The sequence below is a fragment of the Spirosoma soli genome (assembly GCF_042684525.1).
GTDB lineage: Bacteria > Bacteroidota > Bacteroidia > Cytophagales > Spirosomataceae > Spirosoma > Spirosoma soli.
Genome location: NZ_JBHULN010000013.1, coordinates 137,418 through 155,817 on the forward strand (window position 1 = coordinate 137,418; position 18,400 = coordinate 155,817).

General features: G+C 50.5%; 15 protein-coding genes. 10 read left to right on the forward strand and 5 right to left on the reverse strand.

Translation table 11 applies throughout. The features are described 5' to 3' along the window. Nucleotides 1-50: 50 nt before the first annotated feature. From ACFSUS_RS19780 to ACFSUS_RS19800, 5 genes are all read left to right on the forward strand, one after another. Nucleotides 51-1,241 carry a GlmU family protein gene (locus tag ACFSUS_RS19780; protein ID WP_381525469.1) on the forward strand — a complete coding sequence of 397 codons (1,191 nt, stop codon included), beginning with the start codon at nucleotides 51-53 and terminating at the stop codon, nucleotides 1,239-1,241. Between the two features lie 56 nt (nucleotides 1,242-1,297). After that, nucleotides 1,298-2,425, forward strand: coding sequence for a DNA polymerase III subunit (locus tag ACFSUS_RS19785; protein ID WP_381525470.1), 1,128 nt, complete (start codon nucleotides 1,298-1,300; stop codon nucleotides 2,423-2,425). A gap of 71 nt (nucleotides 2,426-2,496) precedes the next feature. Then, on the forward strand, nucleotides 2,497-3,000 hold the full coding sequence (locus tag ACFSUS_RS19790) for an ATP-dependent zinc protease family protein (RefSeq protein WP_381525471.1): 504 nt from the start codon (nucleotides 2,497-2,499) through the stop codon (nucleotides 2,998-3,000). A gap of 58 nt (nucleotides 3,001-3,058) precedes the next feature. Next, a complete protein-coding gene (gene rimK / locus ACFSUS_RS19795) occupies nucleotides 3,059-3,967 on the forward strand; it encodes a 30S ribosomal protein S6--L-glutamate ligase (protein ID WP_381525472.1) in 909 nt (302 codons plus the stop codon). A gap of 66 nt (nucleotides 3,968-4,033) precedes the next feature. Then, a complete protein-coding gene (locus tag ACFSUS_RS19800) occupies nucleotides 4,034-4,588 on the forward strand; it encodes a hypothetical protein (protein WP_381525473.1) in 555 nt (184 codons plus the stop codon). Nucleotides 4,589-4,677: 89 nt separating this feature from the next. Here the strand turns inward: ACFSUS_RS19800 and ACFSUS_RS19805 are convergent, their stop codons facing one another. Continuing rightward, nucleotides 4,678-6,360 (reverse strand): RagB/SusD family nutrient uptake outer membrane protein, encoded by a 1,683-nt coding sequence (locus ACFSUS_RS19805; protein WP_381525474.1) that lies wholly within the window; start codon nucleotides 6,358-6,360, stop codon nucleotides 4,678-4,680. Nucleotides 6,361-6,440: 80 nt separating this feature from the next. Beyond that, nucleotides 6,441-9,548, reverse strand: a complete 3,108-nt coding sequence (locus ACFSUS_RS19810; RefSeq protein WP_381525475.1) for a SusC/RagA family TonB-linked outer membrane protein — start codon at nucleotides 9,546-9,548, stop codon at nucleotides 6,441-6,443. Nucleotides 9,549-9,862: 314 nt separating this feature from the next. On the opposite strand from ACFSUS_RS19810, the gene ACFSUS_RS19815 reads away from it, so the two are divergent. Further along, entirely contained in the window at nucleotides 9,863-10,774 is a 912-nt protein-coding gene (locus ACFSUS_RS19815; protein ID WP_381525476.1) for a TIGR01777 family oxidoreductase, read from the forward strand. Between the two features lie 48 nt (nucleotides 10,775-10,822). Here the strand turns inward: ACFSUS_RS19815 and ACFSUS_RS19820 are convergent, their stop codons facing one another. After that, complete coding sequence (locus ACFSUS_RS19820; protein ID WP_381525513.1) at nucleotides 10,823-12,274, reverse strand: mandelate racemase/muconate lactonizing enzyme family protein; 1,452 nt, start codon at nucleotides 12,272-12,274, stop codon at nucleotides 10,823-10,825. A 114-nt stretch (nucleotides 12,275-12,388) separates the two neighbouring features. Here ACFSUS_RS19820 and ACFSUS_RS19825 point away from each other — a divergent pair, with 114 nt between their 5' ends. The 4 genes from ACFSUS_RS19825 (at nucleotide 12,389) to ACFSUS_RS19840 (ending at nucleotide 16,101) form a co-directional block, all read left to right on the forward strand. Continuing rightward, complete coding sequence (locus tag ACFSUS_RS19825) at nucleotides 12,389-13,315, forward strand: RraA family protein (protein WP_381525477.1); 927 nt, start codon at nucleotides 12,389-12,391, stop codon at nucleotides 13,313-13,315. Between the two features lie 121 nt (nucleotides 13,316-13,436). Continuing rightward, nucleotides 13,437-14,366, forward strand: coding sequence for an RraA family protein (locus tag ACFSUS_RS19830; RefSeq protein ID WP_381525478.1), 930 nt, complete (start codon nucleotides 13,437-13,439; stop codon nucleotides 14,364-14,366). Nucleotides 14,367-14,479: 113 nt separating this feature from the next. Continuing rightward, complete coding sequence (locus tag ACFSUS_RS19835; RefSeq protein WP_381525479.1) at nucleotides 14,480-14,938, forward strand: regulatory protein RecX; 459 nt, start codon at nucleotides 14,480-14,482, stop codon at nucleotides 14,936-14,938. A gap of 62 nt (nucleotides 14,939-15,000) precedes the next feature. Beyond that, the gene (locus ACFSUS_RS19840) at nucleotides 15,001-16,101 is read left to right on the forward strand and encodes a glycosyltransferase family 4 protein (RefSeq protein WP_381525480.1); all 1,101 of its coding nucleotides are present in this window, start codon (nucleotides 15,001-15,003) and stop codon (nucleotides 16,099-16,101) included. A gap of 12 nt (nucleotides 16,102-16,113) precedes the next feature. On the opposite strand, the gene ACFSUS_RS19845 is transcribed toward ACFSUS_RS19840, so the two are convergent. Further along, the gene (locus ACFSUS_RS19845; RefSeq protein ID WP_381525481.1) at nucleotides 16,114-16,845 is read right to left on the reverse strand and encodes an FkbM family methyltransferase; all 732 of its coding nucleotides are present in this window, start codon (nucleotides 16,843-16,845) and stop codon (nucleotides 16,114-16,116) included. Nucleotides 16,846-17,084: 239 nt separating this feature from the next. After that, complete coding sequence (locus ACFSUS_RS19850; RefSeq protein WP_381525482.1) at nucleotides 17,085-18,134, reverse strand: ribonucleotide-diphosphate reductase subunit beta; 1,050 nt, start codon at nucleotides 18,132-18,134, stop codon at nucleotides 17,085-17,087. Nucleotides 18,135-18,400 lie beyond the last annotated feature (266 nt).

Sequence of the window (18,400 nt, forward strand, 5' to 3'; positions counted from 1 at the left end):
CCCATTTTCCAAATTAAGGTCAGATATTTGCCGACTGATTTTAGTACGTAATGTCCAACTTGATTTTATTCGACGATCCGGCCATCCGGACGGCGCTGTTGCCGTTCACTTTTACGAGACCCGTGGCTGGCATCCGCATCGGCATTCAGACGCTGGCCGATAAATGGGCTGATTCGCTCAAGCAAACGCCCTCATTTCTGACCGAGTCTTATTTGCAGGCTAAGTTTTCACAGCAGCCCGGCCACGACAATTTGTACGTGAATGGAGCCATATGCCCAACGCCTGCTTTTATTGAGCAAGTGAGCGGCTTAACTGTTGGCAACAGCCTGATTACGCCCACTGGCTCTTTGCTGGCGCTACGCACTAACCAGAGTGCAACTCAGGCGAGTCAGTTAGCTGACCTTCCCCAGCATTCTACGGTTTTCGCCGAAGCCCTGACAATAGTGCGCAACCTGTGGGACATTTTCGTGAACAACGGTGATCAAATTCGCGCTGACTTTGCCCGATTAACGGCCGGTCGAACGTCGGCCCCCATAACCGATCCACATACCCGCTGTTATGCGCCCGAAAACATTTTTGTAGAGCCCGGTGCTACGATTCGGGCAGCGGTGCTAAATGCCGAAGGTGGCCCGATCTACATCGGCCAGAACGCAACCATCAGCGAAGGCACAGTCATGATTGGCCCATTCGCCCTTTGCGAAGGTTCGACGGTTAACTGGGGCGGCAAAATGCGGAGCAACACCACCATTGGGCCGTTCTGCAAAGTAGGCGGAGAAGTTGGCAACTCTATTTTTTTAGGCTATAGCAACAAAGCGCACGACGGTTTTTTGGGTAACTCAGTCATTGGTGAGTGGTGCAATCTGGGTGCCAACGTCAACAATTCGAACTTAAAGAACGACTACACCAACGTAAAGCTACACTCCTACGCCACCAACCAGCTCGAAGATACCGGACGGATCTTCTGCGGCCTGATGATGGGCGATTTCACCAAAGCGGGCATCAGCACCATGTTCAATACCGGTACCGTTGTGGGCGTCAGTGTCAATGTATTCGGAAGTGGTTTCCAGCCTAAACACATTCCGTCGTTTTCGTGGGGAGGTGCCGACAGCAGTTTCACAACGTACCGAATTGAAAAGGCCCTGCAAGTAGCCCGTGAAGCTTTCAGCCGACGCGATAAACCATTTGACGAGGTAGAAGAAGGAATATTAAGAACCGTTTATTCAATGATGAATGATAGATGAGTTGAACTTGGCCATTCATCACTTATCATTTATAATTCATTATTCGCTACTCAGCCGTGCAATTCTCCGAAATCATTGGTCACGACGATACCAAGCAGCTTTTGCTGCGAGCCGTACAGACGAACCACCTGGCGCACGCCCTGCTGTTCGACGGTCCGACGGGCAGTGCAAACCTGGCCCTGGCGTTGTCGTTGGCCCAATACGTCAACTGCGAAGACAAGCACGAGACGGACTCCTGTGGGCGGTGCGCGTCGTGCGTAAAAATGCAGAAGCTTGTCCATCCCGACTTGCACATGGTTTTTCCGGTGGCCAACATAGCCAAAGGCAAAACGTCGGAAGCGTACTTGGTCGACTGGCGTAAGTTTCTGCTCGATCAGCCCTACCGAACGCTGCCCGAATGGCTGGAAACGGTTGGTGCGGATAACAAGCAGGGAAACATTTCGGCCGAAGAAGCTCGGAACATCCTGCAAAAGCTGTCGCTCAAATCGTACGAAGGTGCCTACAAGATTATGCTGATCTGGCTGCCCGAACTGATGAACGTGACCTCGGCCAATGCGCTCTTGAAAGTATTGGAAGAGCCGCCAGCGCAGACCCTGTTTTTGCTGGTTACGAATCAGTCTGATAAGCTGCTGATCACGATTTTATCGCGGACACAGCGCGTGGCAGTGCGGTCGTTTACGGATGAAGAAGTAGCGACGCATTTGCGCCAGCAGCTTAACTTTGACGAAACCACCGCACGGCGCATCGCTTACCTCGCCGATGGCGATTTGTCGGAAGCCCTTCGGCTAAGTCGTCAGGAAACCGAAGGCGCATCGGGCTCTGATCAGCACACTTGGTTTGCCGAGTGGATGCGCACCTGCTACCGCCAGGATTTAATTGCGCTGGTTAAACAGGCCGACCAATTTGATGGTTTCAGTAAGGAAAAGCAGAAAGGGCTGCTTGAGTACAGTATTCGGCTCTACCGCGACTTGTTTTTGTGGCAACAAGGGGCTGGGGCGCTGCTACGTCTGCCCAACGATGAAATGGCTTTTGTTAAAAACTTTGCTAAGGTACTCACCATTCACCATATTGAACGCATCGTAGCCGACCTCAACGAAGCTGCTTATCATTTAGAACGAAACGCCCGGGCGAAGATCGTGCTGCTGGATATGTCGCTCACTTTTAGCCGGTTAATCCGAACATAAATGCTGCTAGCTAGTGATAAGTAACAATTTATCAACCCAGTTGCTTGTCGCTAACTGCTGATCGCGTCGTTATGAAACCCCGCCCTAAGAATACACGAACGTCTAAACAGAAACAGGTAATCGGCATGACTGATATTGTCGATTTTCCGGATCTTGAGCTTTTCGATGTTCATGCCAAGATTGATACCGGGGCTTACACGTCCGCCCTGCATTGTAAAAATATAGCGCTAAAAAAGGCAAATGGACGCCCTCAATTAAGTTTTTGGTTAATTGACAAAACCGGACAGCCTGCCCGACAGTTTTATAGCGACGAGTTCAGCCAGCGGATGATCCGTAACTCGTTTGGTGTCGCTGAGAAGCGGTACGTTATTAAAACCCGTATCGTCTTATTCAACCGTACTATTCGGGCCGAATTTACCCTTGCCGACCGCGAGCGGCTCAAAAACCCAGTACTCTTAGGCCGCAAACTGCTTCGTAACCGCTTCGTCGTAGACGTTGCACAAAAAGATTTGTCCTACAACGCCAAACTCGTCCGTCAAGCACAACGCTCACGATCCGAATCAGTGATTACGTAGTCCAATAATTGTATTCTGCTTACTGACGACAATTATCTACTTTCTTCGCACAGAACTAATGCGTATTGCCATTTTATCGGCCAATCCGAATCTATATTCGACGCAACGACTCCTTGAAGCCGCCAAATTGCGCGGCCATGAGGGCGTTGTGGTCAACCACCTTAACTGCCAGGTCATGATTGAAGGCGGCCGTCCATCGATTCTTTATGAAGGACGCGAACTCGACCCCATTGATGCCATTGTGCCACGCATTGGTGCGTCGGTCACCGACTACGGCTGTGCCATCGTCCGGCAGTTCGAGATGATGAAAGTCTTTACCACTGCTAAATCGCAGGCTATTACGCGTTCGCGCAACAAACTCCGGAGCCTTCAGGTGTTATCTAAAGCTGGCGTTGGCCTGCCTAAAACGGTGTTCGCGAACCATCCTAAGAATGGTAACGTAACTGAGCTTATTAAGCTCGTTGGTGGGCCACCGGTAGTTATCAAACTTCTGGAAGGAACGCAAGGTATTGGCGTCGTGCTGGCTGAAACGACCAAAGCAGCTAAATCAACCATCGAGGCTTTCTACGGGTTGAAAAAGCACGTACTGGTGCAGGAATTCGTAGCCGAAGCCAAAGGATCTGATTTACGGGCGTTTGTGGTGGGCGGTAAGGTCGTTGGGGCTATGAAACGTCAAGGGCTTGAAGGTGAATTTCGCTCCAACATTCACCGGGGTGGTAATGCCGTTGCCGTACAGCTAACCCCCGAGGAAGAGGAAACAGCGATTGAAGCCGCTCGGGCCCTGGGCCTCAAAGTGGCAGGTGTAGATATGCTTCCCTCCGATCGCGGACCGCTGGTGCTGGAAGTCAACTCGTCGCCGGGGCTGGAAGGCATCGAAAATGCAACCGGCGTAGACGTAGCGATTGAGATCATTGCGTACATCGAAGACAAAATTCGCGCCGACGAAGGCGATATGGTGGGCGTGTAGATGAATGATGAGTAGTAGAAAAGTATTTTTACATTCATAATTTATAATTCATCATTCATTTCCCCAATGCCTGCCCTCGATCCCGATCTCAAGAGAGCCATTGTCCGACTAGCGGGCACCGAAAAAGATAAGTTACTGCTGCGGCTGGTTGCGAAAGACGCCATTCTGACCGAGCGACTTCAGTTTGAGCTGGTCGAACAGAAAGCAACCATCAACGAACGGCGGGAGCTTATTCAACAATTCATTAGCCGAACAGCCAACCTCGGCCAGGATTCTGCCGGTTGGGTCATGATGGATATGCGGACCGTTAGTGGCTACATCAATCGTCATGTTAAGGTAACAAGAGACGCTTATGGTGAAGTGGAGCTGATGTTGTTTATGCTCAACACGTTTTACGACCATAACGCCCACTTACTTCAAAAATACAACAGCCGAACGGACAAAGCCGCTCAATACATTGCCAAGCGTACGGAACAGGTGCTGAAGAAAGCGGCTAAGCTCGACCCCGATTATCATATTGAATTTGCCGACGAGATCAATAAGCTACTGAGTTGGGTAAACTATGCTGCCCCGGCCCATTACGCCCGGCAGTTAGGATTGCCCAGGGAGTGGATTGTGTAGAGGCTACCTATACCGTACCAATAAAAATAGCGACGACCTGATTGTGATCCAGATCATCGCTATTTCTGTTACGCCACTAACGAAACTGTTTAATACCCCTCGTTCTGAGTTAGATAGCCTGGTGTATTTGAGGCTCCATCAATGGCCGTCTGCGGAATCGGGAAGAGCCGTTTCTTTGGATCGTTGTTGGTTTTTTCGGTCCACGTACTTTCGTATTTACCAAAGCGGATAAGATCAGGCCGGCGTACCATTTCCCAATACAGTTCAAAACCGCGTTCGCGCAGTAGCAAGTCCAGATTCATGCTCGATAATGCTGGTGCGGGTTTTATAGCTGTCCGGGCGGCCCGTACGGTGTTTACATCGGCAAGGGCGCTAGCCGCGTCGTTGCTCTTCCGGAGTTTAGCTTCGGCCCGCATCAGGTACACGTCAGCCAGGCGCACGATTGGAATATCGACATCACCCAGGTTACGGCCTGATTGCGATTTCGGGCTAAATTCATATTTCAACACCCGATAGCCAGTGCTGTAGTTACTACCCGCCACTGAAAAATCAACCTGCTCGGTGAAATTGACTGGTAAGGTTGGCCGGTTACGGACTACGTTGAACAGCTTACCAAGGCGATAATTAGCGCCACACCGCACGAATGCACCGTTCACCCGAAGTAAACCGTACTGCTGGCCACGCAGAATACCCCGGTCCATAACCACGTTAGCAGCCGCAACGCATGAGTCGGCAGGAATGGTCATATTCTTCTTATAGAAGCGCGGGTCAACACCGGCGGGGTCTGCAGGTGCGTAGGCGTTCACCCAGGTGCGATAAAAATCTGGCGTAATAGCCGGGCCATCGGTACCGTTCGCCAATGGGAAGGCAGGCAACGGAAACTGGTCGCCCGATAGTGAGAAATAAGCCAGGCGGTTGTGTCCGTTCAACTCAGACCGTTGGTCAACGGCAAAAATCAGCTCTTTGTTGGTATGATTGTCTGCGTTAAACGTTGAGAAATAATCCGGCGACAGCTGATACTGACCTGAGTTAATGATCTTATCGCTGTATTCAACTACCTTGTCCATGTCTTCGGGCTTGAACGTAAACTGAGTCGCATAGCGGTCACGATAAACAGCCGCGTTCAGATACAACCGGGCCAGCAAGCCCCAGGCTCCTCCCTTCGTTAATCGACCGGGGCCAACGGTTGTCAGCAAGTCCGGCTCAGCCGCCAGCAATTCGGTTTTAACATACTCCAATGCTTCTTCGCCCCGCAGGATTTTCGAACTAGCAGCTATAGCAGGGTCATCTTTTACGAAAACCACCCCAAATAGGTCGAGCATAAGCATGTTGTAATAGGCCCGCATACCTCGCGCTTCGGCGATGTACGTTTTCACGTTCGAGTCTTTGATGGTGGGCAACGCGTTCAGGGCTGTAACTGAACGCGAAATTGCCTGCGACAACACCCGCCAGGTATTCAAAAGGTTGGGATCGGTGCTGGCGGGTACGTGCTGGTGCAGGGCGATATAAATGCCATTGTCACCCCAGTCCGTACCACCCCGATACGGCAAGATGGCCTCATCAGTGGAAATCTCCTGAATCGCAAAATACGTCGTATGCGAGAACAAATCCGGCAAACGGGCGTATACGGGCGCAATGTTCCCATCGGCCGCCTGTTTATCAGTTAGGCCGGTGGCCGACGCTTCGTCGAGGACGTTCTCGGATAAGTCCGTACAGCCGTTCAATGAAAGAAGGCTGAGTAAGGCTATAGTTGAGATGAATATCTTTTTCATGATTATCGGCGGATGGAACGCTGACGTTTATGATTCTTATGATTAATCGTAACGATCATAAAATCAGCGTTCTGTTTATATTAAAATGTCACATTTAGGCCAAACACGAACGAACGAGCTTTCGGATAGCTCAGATAATCAATCCCATACGACGAAATGCCGTTGACCGTCCGGTCAGTGTTGACTTCAGGATCGTAGCCGTTGTACTTCGTAATCACAAACAGATTCTGGCCGGTTGCCGAGAGCCGGATGTTCGAAATCCAGCGTTTCATACCAATTAGTTGAGGATTAAGGTTGTAACCCAGCGTCAGGTTATTGAGCCGGAAAAACGAACCATCTTTCAGGAAGCGGGTCGATACCGGAGCCGCGTTATTGATCGACTCGTTCGGCTCACCAATGCCCTCGGGCGTCGTATTCAAGCCTTTCACCAACCGAGCCTTGTAGAAAAAAGCATTGGCCGTGTTGTCGTAGATCTTGTTACCCGCCACCCCGTTGAAGTTGGCCGTGAGGTCGAAACCCTTGTAGGCTACGCTGCCGTTCACGTTGAACTGCTTCGTGGGCAGGGCACTTCCGGCAGCGATCCGGTCTTTGTCCGTTCCGCCTACGCCGTCGCCGTCAATATCTCGGTAGATACTCACGCCTTTTTCGTCAATACCAATGTACTCACGCAGGAAGAACGTGCCGATTGGTTGCCCGTTCACGTAGCCGTTGATGGTAGCCGATGTTAAACCAGCTCCCGTTGCCGAGCCGGACGTAATGACCGAGTAAGGCGAGTTATTGACCACATTCTTGATAAATGTGATGTTACCGCCTAGATCGAGCCGGAAACCACCTTTGCTCACATACCGGTAGTTCAGGCCCAGTTCGACGCCCTGGTTCGTAATGGTCATGTTCGGTACGTTGGTCCAGTAGGTAGCGGCTGGCTGAATCGGGTCGGCGGGGATGACTTCGAGCAGGATTTTACCCGACACTTTGCGGAAATAATCAACCGTACCGGTCAATGCTCCTTTGAACAGGCCAAAGTCCAGGCCAACGTCGGTCTGCGTCGATACTTCCCACTGAATGTCGGGGTTCGCGAGTCGGGTATAGGTCGTACCGGCCGGATAGTTCGTCGACGCATCGAGCGGATAGCTGGTGGTAGGCCCAACCGTCGAGGTAAACAGCGCCTGGGTAATCTTCGACGGAATCTCCTGGTTACCCGTCCGTCCCCAACCGGCCCGCAGCTTCAAATCAGAGAACAGCCCCGACTGCAGAAACGGTTCTTCCGACAAGCGCCAGCCCGCCGAGAACGAAGGGAACACCCCGTATTTGTTGTTCGCCCCGAACTTACTCGATCCATCAGCCCGCACCGTTGCCGTGAGCAGATACTTATCTTTATACTGGTAGTTCACCCGCGAGAAAAAAGACTGTAGCTCATTTTCAATCGCCGATCCACTGGGCCGGTTGTTAGCCAACGTCAGGTCCTGCCCCAGGCCAACGTTATTGATTGGCTCAATGGGAGAAATCGGAAATTTATTAATGCTCCAGCTACGTTCCTGAATCTTAAACTTCTGGTACGAGTGACCCAACAGAGCCGTTATGCTGTGGTTACCCCAGCCACGAGTATAGGTAAAGTAGTTCTCAACGAGTACGTTCCGGTTGTTACCGTAGATGCTTTCGAGCCGTCCGTCCTGCTGCGGAACTGTGCTCGCCAATGCCTGCAAATCGCGGGTCGAACTGGCGTTGTCAACGCCCAGATTTAATTTGTAAACCAGGTCTTTGGTAATCTTGAGCGAGGGAGATACGTTAACTACCACCCGGTTGATCGTCGTTATGTCTTTCAGCAGACTCAGCGTCACCAACGGGTTGGAAACGCCCTGGTATTTAGCGGGCGCACCAGTGGAATCATAAGCCGGATAAGTTGGGTTAGCCGCAATAGCGTCGCCGATAATATTGGCCCCAGAGCCTCCGGGCTGAGGACCGCCGGATGAGCTGGACACAGGTGGCCGTTCGTTTATCGTCTGCGAAGCCGTCAGGTTCACATCCAGGGTGAGCCGGTCTTCGAGAAACTTTTGAGAAGCATTAAAGCGGCCGGTATATCGTTTGAATTGGCTATTTTTTAATATTCCCTCCTGATTTTGCGCACTCAATGAACCGTAATACGTCAGCCGGTCGGTTCCACCGCTTAAGCCTACGTTGTAATCCTGAGTGATGGCGGTCCGGGTGATTTGGCGCTGCCAGTCGGTTGAAGCCCGCTGGTCGTCCAGTGTCCCTCCCACGGCCACTACCTGCCTGCGGTACTCATCGGCCGAAAACACAGGCAACGGTCGCGCTATATTCGAGATGCCGACACTCGATGAAAGAGTCAGGTTCGAGGCTCCAGCCTTTCCTTTTTTAGTGGTGACTAAGACAACCCCGTTGGCACCCCGGGCTCCGTAAATGGCCGTGGCCGACGCATCTTTCAGAACGTCGATGGATTCGATATCCTGCGGATTCAAAAAGTTGAGTGGATTTAGCGGACTGTTGGTACCACTCGTACTGGAATTATCGAGTGGAATACCGTCCAGTACAAACAGCGGGGTGCTACCCGTACGAACGCCACCGGGTCCGCGAATGGTGATATTTTGGCGACCACCGGGCTCACCACTCGCCGAGGTTACGTTGACCCCAGCCACTTTACCCTGCAGCAGTTGCTCGGGCGAGTTGATAATTCCCCGGTTGAATTCAGTGCTTTTAACAGTGGTTAGGGCACCCGTTGCGTCTTTCTTTGTCGTAGTTCCGTACCCGATCACGACAACCTGCGCCAGCTCAGATGCGGATGGAGTCAGGGTAACGTTTAAGCTCGTGCGGTTGCCCACGCGAACCTCCTGCGACACAAAACCGATGAAGCCAATAACAAGTACTGCATCTTCGTTAGGCACCCCGATCCGGAAGTTACCCTGGGCATCGGTCGTTGTCCCCCGTTGCGTACCTTTCAACACAACCGTACAGCCGGCCAGAGCCTCGTTCGTAGTGGCGTCTTTTACCTGTCCGGTGATGGTGATGTCAGCAGGTAGTGTTACGTTGGAGCGGAAGGCAGTTGGTTTTGCGACCGAAGCAGCGCTACCTTTTTGAATAGGTAGTATCCCGACAGCCAGCAAAAGACAAATGACTATTCGCCACTGTCTATAAAAAAGACGTGGAAAGAGAGAAGAATAGAGACCAGTCATAGTAGGATCTTTTGATTAATCCTACAAAGTTCTCCCTACACATCAATTGGCAAACGGACTTAGAATGATTTAAAGGAATGATAATACTGGCGCTTAAATCTTCAGCACTTACACATTATCTAATTAACTGCCTTATCGGCAAAACATTCCTATTAAAGTTCATTGACATTCAATCAACTAATAATTTGGTTGGTGCGCAGGTTTACGTTGATTACTACCTGAGCTTTTAAGTTTGATAGCTCGATAGAAACTCTAATATTAAAACTCATAGGCGTCTGGCGGGTTATACTCCTTAAAACCTTTTTTAACCCGCCATGACCCAAACAGTATTAGTCACCGGCGGCACCGGAACCATCGGCCGCCGTCTGACGCAGTTACTCCAACAAGAAGGTTATCAGGTATCCTTGCTAAGTCGGTCTGCGCAAGCCATACCGAACATAAAAACATACCAATGGGATGTAAAAAAAGGGCACATTGACCCGCAGGCGATTATAAACGCCGATCACATCATCCACCTCGCCGGTGCGGGTATTGCCGACGAACGCTGGACCGATGCCCGAAAAGAGGAGATACTGAACAGCCGTACGCAATCCACCGAACTACTAGCGCAGGCATTGGCGAAGAACACACACAAGGTGAAGTCATTCGTTGGCTCGTCGGCCATCGGTTATTACGGGGGCGACACCAGTGACCGGCCACTGACCGAAACCAGCGAGGGAGGTAGCGATTTCCTGGCGCAGGTCGTGCGGGCCTGGGAACGTTCGGAGGATAAAGTAGCTGCGCTCGGCATCCGGACGGTGAAGCTCCGCACGGGCGTCGTGCTGACCATGGAAGGGGGAGCGTTGCCTAAATTAGCTCAACCCGTTCGGCTTGGTGCCGGGGTCGCGATCGGCACTGGGCAGCAGTACATTTCGTGGATTCACCTCGACGACCTCTGCCGGATGTACATCCAAGCGTTAACCGATGAATCGTGGCAGGGGGTGTACAATGCCGTCGCCCCAACGCCCGTAACCAACGAAACGCTGACGAGGGCCATTGCTCAAGTCTTGAACCGGCCGCTCATTTTACCTAACGTACCAAACTTCGTTATTAAGCTGATGTACGGCGAACTGGCCATCACCGTGACGGGGGGCAACTATGTCCTCAACAAACGCATCGCCGACGAAACAAGCTTTAAATATCAATACGCCGATCTGACGAATGCACTGGAGGATTTGCTAAAGTAGCCTGGCCGGACGTAGCCGCTGGGACGCCAGCCCGGCCAGGCTACTTTTCTAGCTCCATTCGCGGTCGGCGGAGTCTTTGGTATTCCACGTGTCGGTGGGCGCGAACCACGTACCGCCTTTCTTTAGGAACCGTTTAGCGACTTCTTCGTTAAGTTCAACGCCAAGGCCTGGCTTGTCAGGGACTTTAACAAATCCTTTATCGGTTATCGGTTTCATGCCCGTCACCAGGTCTTCCCAACCCGTTACGTCAACGCCATGGTGCTCAAGAGCGACAAAGTTTTCGGTTGCCGCTGCGCAATGGACGTTGGCCATCATGCAAATAGGCGACCCGGCAAAGTGCATCGCCATTGGGATACCCTTTTCTTCGGCGTAATCGCCGATTTTCTTTGTTTCCAGGAGGCCGCCCGATGAAGCCAGATCGGGATGAATCATGTCAATCGCTTTGGCGTCAATCAGCTTAATGAAATCTTCTTTCAGGTAAATGTCCTCGCCGGTCAGCGTTGGCGTGTCAATGGCGTCGGTAATTTGCTTCCACTGATCAGTGTAGAACCAGGGCACAAGGTCTTCGAGCCAGGCCAGCCGGAAGGGTTCCATCGCCCTGCCAATCTGAATGGCGGTATTTACGTCGAAGTGGCCGAAGTGGTCGGCTGCTAAGGGCGTGTCATAGCCGACAATATCCCGTACTTTACCTACGTGATCTACAAGTGCATCAAGGCCTTTCTTGGTGATTTGAATCCGGGTGAACGGGTGCTTTGTGCTAGCATAGTTGCCCAATTTGCCCATCTCTTTTTCGTCCCACTGTCTTTTCACACTCCAGTTGTTGGCATTAACCAGCATACCCGGCTTGTCGGCCAGCATACCAATGCCAAAGTCCATCTTCAGAAATGTGTAGCCCTGATCTTTCCGAACCTTCATATTCTTGGCAAAGTCATCGTAATCCTTGCCTTCGGGCGTGTCCGCATAAAGCCGGATGAAATCGCGGTATTTGCCACCCAACATTTGATAACAGGGCACGTTATAGGCCTTGCCAGCCAGGTCCCACAGGGCCATTTCGACCCCACAAACGCCACCCGCGGCCCGACTGTGATTACCAAACTGCTTGATTTGCTTAAAGATCTGCTCTACGTTGCAAGGATTCTTGCCCAGTATCCGGCTCTTTAGCATCAATGCGTAATTTGCGCTGGCGCCGTCGCGTACTTCGCCCCAACCGACCAACCCCTGATTGGTGTCGATGCGGATGATCGGGCTGGAAAACGGCACACCAGCCAGAACGGCCACCCGCATATCGGTGATTTTCAGATCAGCTGGTTTAGAATCGCGGGGGACTTTCTGGGTTATGAATTCCAGCTCCTGCTCAGTCGTAAATCGTCCGGATAATTTTTCGAACGTCATCCCTAACGAGAGACCGCCCAAACCAGCGTTACGCAAAAAATTTCGACGATCGGACGGAGTATGCGCCGAGGGCTTGGGAGCGTTGGCACGAGTGAAAAAATTCTTCATGGCAAACAGGTTAATCATGGTTTAAGGCTATTCCTGTATAAAATGATAAAATGGCAGTATTTTACTCATCCAGCTGCCTTTTTAGCCGTAGTTACGTCAAACCCTTCGTCTCTAATGAAAAAACTAATCTTACTGGCCATCTTGTCGGCAAGCTTGTCAGTACAAGCCCAGCGGATAGGTTCATCGCCCGAATACGTTAAAGCGTTAACGGCCAACTGGAAAGGGGACCGGCTGCCCGACGGTCGTCCTAACGTACCTGATTTGGTTCTTGAACGGTTACAGAACTGCACGCTGGAACAGGTTTGGGGATATCTGGGCAACAAAGGTTATCGGAACCAGGTCGAGAAAAACTGGATCATTCTTAAACCCGGCGAAACCATGACCGGCCGGGTCGTTACGGCCCAGTTTATGCCTACTCGTCCAGACCTCGATAGCTTGGTGAGAGCCCAAGGAAAAGCAGAAGGACGCTCGCAGAAGGGCGGCATCAACATCTGGCCGATTGACATTCTAACGAAGGGTGACATTTACGTAGCTGATGGCTATGGTAAGATTAAGGACGGGACATTAATTGGTTCCAGCCTAGGGAATGCCATCTACGGAAAAACCGGTAAGGGCGTTATTTTTTACGGCTCCGTGCGGGACATGCAGGAACTGAAAGACACCAAAGGCTTTAATGCCTGGGTCAAAGGCCACGACCCATCATACATTAAAGACATGACGCCGACCTCGATTAATGCCCCGATTCGTGTAGGCGAGGTGACGGTAATGCCGGGCGACGTGGTGTTTGCGAATGAATATGGTGTGGTATTCATTCCGGCTCACTTGGTTGAAGGTCTTGTGTCGGCGTCTGAAATGACTGCCCTGCGCGACGAGTTTGAACGGGTACTGCTTCAGCAGGGCAAATATCCATCTGGCGAAATCCACGGCGATTGGTCGGCCAAAATCAAAGATGAATTCCGGGCCTGGGTTGGCAAATACCCTAAGAAGCTAGCCATCACTCAGAAAGACATTGACACCTATCTGGCCAAAGAAGGCCATTAAGTTTGTTTTTAAACACAGAGGGCACAGAGTTGAACACAGAGGTAACCGAGTTAATAATCCTTGTGCTCTCTGTGTTTATCTCTGTTCGCTCCGTGTTTAAAAAATCTCAAAAATCAGTACAATGAAAGGTAACATCGCTATTTTTTCACTACTATTCAGCCTTTGCATTTCGGGCGCTCTCTTTGCCCAAACAATACCCAAAGATGAGTTGCTCTTTCTAACTTCCGAGTGGAAAGGTGAACGCTTCGCTGATGGTCGGCCTAAAATTCCGGATAATCTATTAGAAAGAGCCAAAAAAATAGGAATCGACGATGCCTGGACCGTCCTGAAAAATGAAGGCTACACCAACCAGTTTGAGGGCAATTGGAAGTTGATTCAGAACGACGTACCAGTAATCGGGCGTGCCGTTACGGCGATGTTCATGCCCAGCCGCCCGGACGTAGAGAAAAACATTAAGGAGCGGGGAACAACCAAACAAGGGCGAAAAGGAAACACCAACGCCTGGCCAATTGAAGTACTCACCAAAGGCGATGTGTATGTAGCCGACGCTTACGGCAAAATTGGCGGGGGTACCTTAATGGGCGCTACGTTGGGCAATGCCATTTTCAGCAAAACAGGTAACGGGGTCGTTTTTAACGGAGCCGCCCGAGACTTGCAGGAGTTACAGAACATCAAAGGGTTTAATGCTTTTGTCCGCGATTTTCACCCGTCGTTTCTGGAAGAAATGGTGCTTATGGGATTGAACACCCCCATTCGAATCGGCAGCGCCATGGTGCTACCCGGCGATTTGGTCATTGCGCAGCGGGAAGGGGTTTTGTTTGTGCCCGCTCACATGGCCGAACAGGTAGTCGGTACCTGCGAATTTGTCACTCGCAAAGATCAGTTTGGCTTTGAAACCGTTAAATCGGGTCGCTACACTACAGGGCAGATTGACAGCCAGTGGACCGACGAAATCAAGGCTGATTTTCTCAAATGGCTTAGTCAACACCCCGAGTTAGGCACCATGACCCGACCTGAGCTAGATAAAATGATGAGCAAGCGAACGTGGTAGGTTCTGATTCTTTACTGTCTATCAAGCGTTCAGCTCACTCTGCTAGTGTAACTACGTACCGGTTAAGTCCGCGTCTCGCCGAACCTCTAACCGGTGGAACGTGTTTTTTATACATGACCGATTACTTAAAAGATGCCCTTCGTAAAGCCGCCATGTTCTGCGCTTATCAGGAACGAACCCAGCAGGAAGTCCGCGACCGATTGAAAGAGTGGGGCGTTTGGGGCGACGATGCCGAAGAAGTTATTGCTGAGCTTATTCAGCAGAACTACTTGAACGAAGAACGCTTCGCGAAGTCGTTCGCAGGCGGCAAATTTCGGGTAAAGGGCTGGGGCAAACGTAAGATTAAACAACATCTCCAGCAGCGGGGCATCACAGGTTACAATCTTGATCAGGCCATGAACGAGATTGCTCCCAACGACTACCGCGAAACATTGACTGAATTGTTAGCTAAGAAACGCCAAAGCATTCGCGACGATAATCCCCTAGTCGTAAAGCAGAAGCTAGTCCGGTATGCCATGAGCAAAGGCTATGAATCGGAGTTGATATTCGCGGTTTTAGGAAATGATGATTAGCGCACATTTCACTGATTGGCTTTTTTACCGATTTTTGTCTTTTATCATTCAACTTATCCTTCATGCCCCAACTTTTTCTGGATGCCGAACGTATGGCCAACTTAACCAGTGGCCTGGGGCAAGTTTGTTTACATTTAGGGCGCGAGCTGGTTCGGCAAAAACCACCCGGTTGGGAATTGACTTTTTTAGTACCCCAGCAGCAGGTAGGTCTATTTGGCCCTTCGGCAGACTATATAGTAGCCAGTCGGTGGCGACGGGTGTGGCATCCCTGGACGTTTGACGTATGGCATAGCCCGTATCAGAACACCCGGTTCATCCCGACTCGCAAGACCAAGTTTATTTATACAATCCTCGACCTGAATTATCTCTCGTTGCCGATCTATTCTGCCCAGCGAAAAGCCCGTCAGAAAAAGCACTATCAGCAGTGCATTAATCAGGCAGCTGCCATAACAACGATTTCTGACTACGTAGCGCGGGACGTACGTCAGCAGCTAGTTGTGCCGAATACCACCCCTCTCGAAGTAATTTACTGCGGAGTAGAAACCCCTTCTGCCGCGCCAACCACGTCGCCAACAGTACAGCCCGACAGGCCCTTTCTGTTTTTTATAGGTATGCTGCAACCCTATAAAAACGTTCATACTTTGTTGCCTATACTAGAAGCCCATCCTGATTATCAATTAGTATTGGCTGGCCCTAACGACAAACCGTACGCTCAGGAGATATACCAACAAGCTCAACAGATGGGTGTGGCGGATCGGCTCCTGATGCCGGGACCCGTTGATGAGCCTACGAAGTGGTGGCTCTATGCCAACTGCGAAGCGCTTATGTTTCCGTCTCTGATGGAAGGCTTCGGCTTACCTGTGGTCGAAGCGATGGCATTTGGCAAACCGGTGTTTTGTTCACCATTAACAAGTTTACCCGAGGTAGGTGGCCCCGACGCGTTCTATTTCCCGTCGTTCGATGCCGAAACGGTTGTCAATACCTTCCGGCAAGGCATGGAAATCTACCGGCGAGACCCTGATTTACCGAATCGACTACAGCAATACAGACAGCAGTTTCAGTGGGACGTAGTAGCGGGTGATTATTGGCAACTTTACCAGGATGTATTCGCTGGTAAAAAAACGATTTTGTCTCAGCGGGCCAGCCTGGCCAAAACAAACTAAGGGTTCAGTTACTCATTGCCGTATGGCTTCCATCGCGTGGCAGAACGAATTAATGGGTTCATGCGTGGTGGTGTAACCTAACGACTGAACGTATTGATTGAAGACGTTTATATTGTTTTGTTCTTTATCCAGGTCGTGCACCTCAATCACCATTTTACGGATACGTTTAATCAGTTCGGGAGCCGTATTGTAGATGATGTCATACTCACTGCCTTCGCAATCCAGCTTCAACAAGTCGATTGATTGGAGATCGTTTTTCTGAATGATGTCGGTGAGCGTTACGCAGGAGACAGTAAGCTTGTGCGTATTGTTTTCGTTGAATTCGGCAAACCGAGAGGCTACAACCTGACTATTTTCTTCGGCTTCGGCAAACAAATCCAGCTTGTCGAGTGGTAAGCCAGTCACGGCCATTTGAAAAAGCTTAATATTTTGCTGAAGCCGCGGATTTTGATCTAATGTATGCTGGAGCGTTTTCACATTAGCAGGCATCGGCTCGTAGGCATAGATCGTTGCTTTCTCGATCTTCGACAAGAGCTGAATATCAAAGAAGCCAGCATTAGCCCCTACATCAATGACTACCGGTTGCGCCGGAAGCTGAAGAGCCAACGCATCGATCTCATACACATCAGCCATGAATATTTCCTTGAACACTTGGTACAAGCTATCTGACACCTGAAACCGAACGGGCAGTGGCTTAGTCGTAAATGAAAGGTTGCGTGTGCGTCGCTCTCCTTTACGAAACATGTATTCGCCCGGGTTGGCTATATGCCGCCATAATCTGAAATATCGGCTGATGCCTTGTACTGCCATGTCTTGAGTTTTGCCGAAAATTACAAATTAAAGTAAAGCTATCTATCGCTGACACAATCACCGGATAGCCAGTACTCTCTGGCTAACTCGTAGGTCCAATCAGTCAAAAAGAAGAAGCCTCACCGTGAAAGTCACGGTGAGGCTTCTTCTTTTCGAATCAACTCTATTTATGGCTAAAAATCAGCGTCCATTACGAAGCCTTTTGGTTCTTCAACAACCGGTGCAGGCGCAGCGTTGTCGGCATCCTGTGATTGAGTCGCAGCGGCTTTCATGGCTTTGAATTTTGCCATCACTTCACCCCGCTGATACTCTCCAACCCGCTTCTCAAAGAAGTTTGTCTTACCCTGCAACGAAATCATGTCCATGAAGTCGAAGGGGTTCGATACATCATATAGTTTGCGCAGGCCAAGCGTTACGAGCAAGTGGTCAGCTACGAAGGCGATGTACTGCTTCATCAGCTCAGCGTTCATACCGATCAGCGAAACGGGCAGGGCATCTGCCACAAACTCCTGCTCAATCTCGACTGCATTCCGAATGATGTCATAAATCTGCGATTCCGGCATCTTGTTCACAATGTGGTCGGTGTACAGCATGCAGGCGAAGTCGCGGTGCAGACCTTCATCGCGCGAGATAAGCTCATTCGAGAATGTCAGGCCCGGCATCAGACCACGTTTCTTGAGCCAATAGATGGAACAAAACGAGCCCGAGAAGAAAATACCTTCCACAGCCGCAAACGCGATAAGCCGCTCGGCAAACGTACCATTGTCGATCCAGCGTAGCGCCCACTCAGCCTTCTTCTGCACGCATGGAATGGTATCAATGGCGTTCAGCAACCGATCTTTTTCGGTGGGATCTTTAATGTATGTATCGATCAGCAGCGAATAGGTTTCAGAGTGAATGTTCTCCATCATTACCTGAAACCCATAAAAGCACTTGGCTTCAGCGTACTGTACCTCTGACAGGAAATTTACGGCGAGATTTTCATTCACGATTCCGTCCGAAGCGGCAAAGAACGCCAGTACGTGCGAAATGAAGTGCCGTTCGCCGTCGTTAAGGCTGTTCCAGTCTTTCATGTCCTGGCCTAGGTCAATTTCTTCGGCGGTCCAGAACGATGCTTCGTGCGTTTTATAATACTCCCAAATGTCCCAATGCTTGATTGGGAACAGCACAAAGCGGTTTTTGTCTTCTTGCAGAATCGGTTCAATTACTTCGTTTTGTACCATAACGGAAGGAGTTTTATAAGAATCGGCCAGCTATTTAATCTGGCTAAGTGGACCAACAATGAGCAAAGTTGCTCTAACAAAATTAAGAGTTCCCATCGCTTCTGCAAGTCACCAAAAGCACTCCAACCGTATTAGACAAATGATGATTTTTAGTAACATGTACACAATCAGCGAATTGCCCCTGAGTAGTTTGAGTAAGTTCTTGAAATAGTTCAGGAAAGAAGAACCTCATAGGTTATATCAATTCCGTTACATCCAGCGTAGTG

What these genes read in the sequence shown, in the direction of transcription:
- ACFSUS_RS19810 (WP_381525475.1), bottom strand. Translation starts at nt 9,548, where the DNA reads ATGACTGGTCTCTATTCTTCTCTCTTTCCACGTCTTTTTTATAGACAG.
- ACFSUS_RS19850 (WP_381525482.1), bottom strand. Translation starts at nt 18,134, where the DNA reads ATGGTACAAAACGAAGTAATTGAACCGATTCTGCAAGAAGACAAAAAC.
- ACFSUS_RS19840 (WP_381525480.1), top strand. Translation starts at nt 15,001, where the DNA reads ATGCCCCAACTTTTTCTGGATGCCGAACGTATGGCCAACTTAACCAGT.
- ACFSUS_RS19825 (WP_381525477.1), top strand. Translation starts at nt 12,389, where the DNA reads ATGAAAAAACTAATCTTACTGGCCATCTTGTCGGCAAGCTTGTCAGTA.
- ACFSUS_RS19845 (WP_381525481.1), bottom strand. Translation starts at nt 16,845, where the DNA reads ATGTTTCGTAAAGGAGAGCGACGCACACGCAACCTTTCATTTACGACT.
- ACFSUS_RS19790 (WP_381525471.1), top strand. Translation starts at nt 2,497, where the DNA reads ATGAAACCCCGCCCTAAGAATACACGAACGTCTAAACAGAAACAGGTA.
- ACFSUS_RS19800 (WP_381525473.1), top strand. Translation starts at nt 4,034, where the DNA reads ATGCCTGCCCTCGATCCCGATCTCAAGAGAGCCATTGTCCGACTAGCG.
- ACFSUS_RS19835 (WP_381525479.1), top strand. Translation starts at nt 14,480, where the DNA reads ATGACCGATTACTTAAAAGATGCCCTTCGTAAAGCCGCCATGTTCTGC.
- ACFSUS_RS19820 (WP_381525513.1), bottom strand. Translation starts at nt 12,274, where the DNA reads ATGAAGAATTTTTTCACTCGTGCCAACGCTCCCAAGCCCTCGGCGCAT.
- ACFSUS_RS19805 (WP_381525474.1), bottom strand. Translation starts at nt 6,360, where the DNA reads ATGAAAAAGATATTCATCTCAACTATAGCCTTACTCAGCCTTCTTTCA.
- ACFSUS_RS19830 (WP_381525478.1), top strand. Translation starts at nt 13,437, where the DNA reads ATGAAAGGTAACATCGCTATTTTTTCACTACTATTCAGCCTTTGCATT.
- ACFSUS_RS19815 (WP_381525476.1), top strand. Translation starts at nt 9,863, where the DNA reads ATGACCCAAACAGTATTAGTCACCGGCGGCACCGGAACCATCGGCCGC.
- ACFSUS_RS19780 (WP_381525469.1), top strand. Translation starts at nt 51, where the DNA reads ATGTCCAACTTGATTTTATTCGACGATCCGGCCATCCGGACGGCGCTG.
- rimK (WP_381525472.1), top strand. Translation starts at nt 3,059, where the DNA reads ATGCGTATTGCCATTTTATCGGCCAATCCGAATCTATATTCGACGCAA.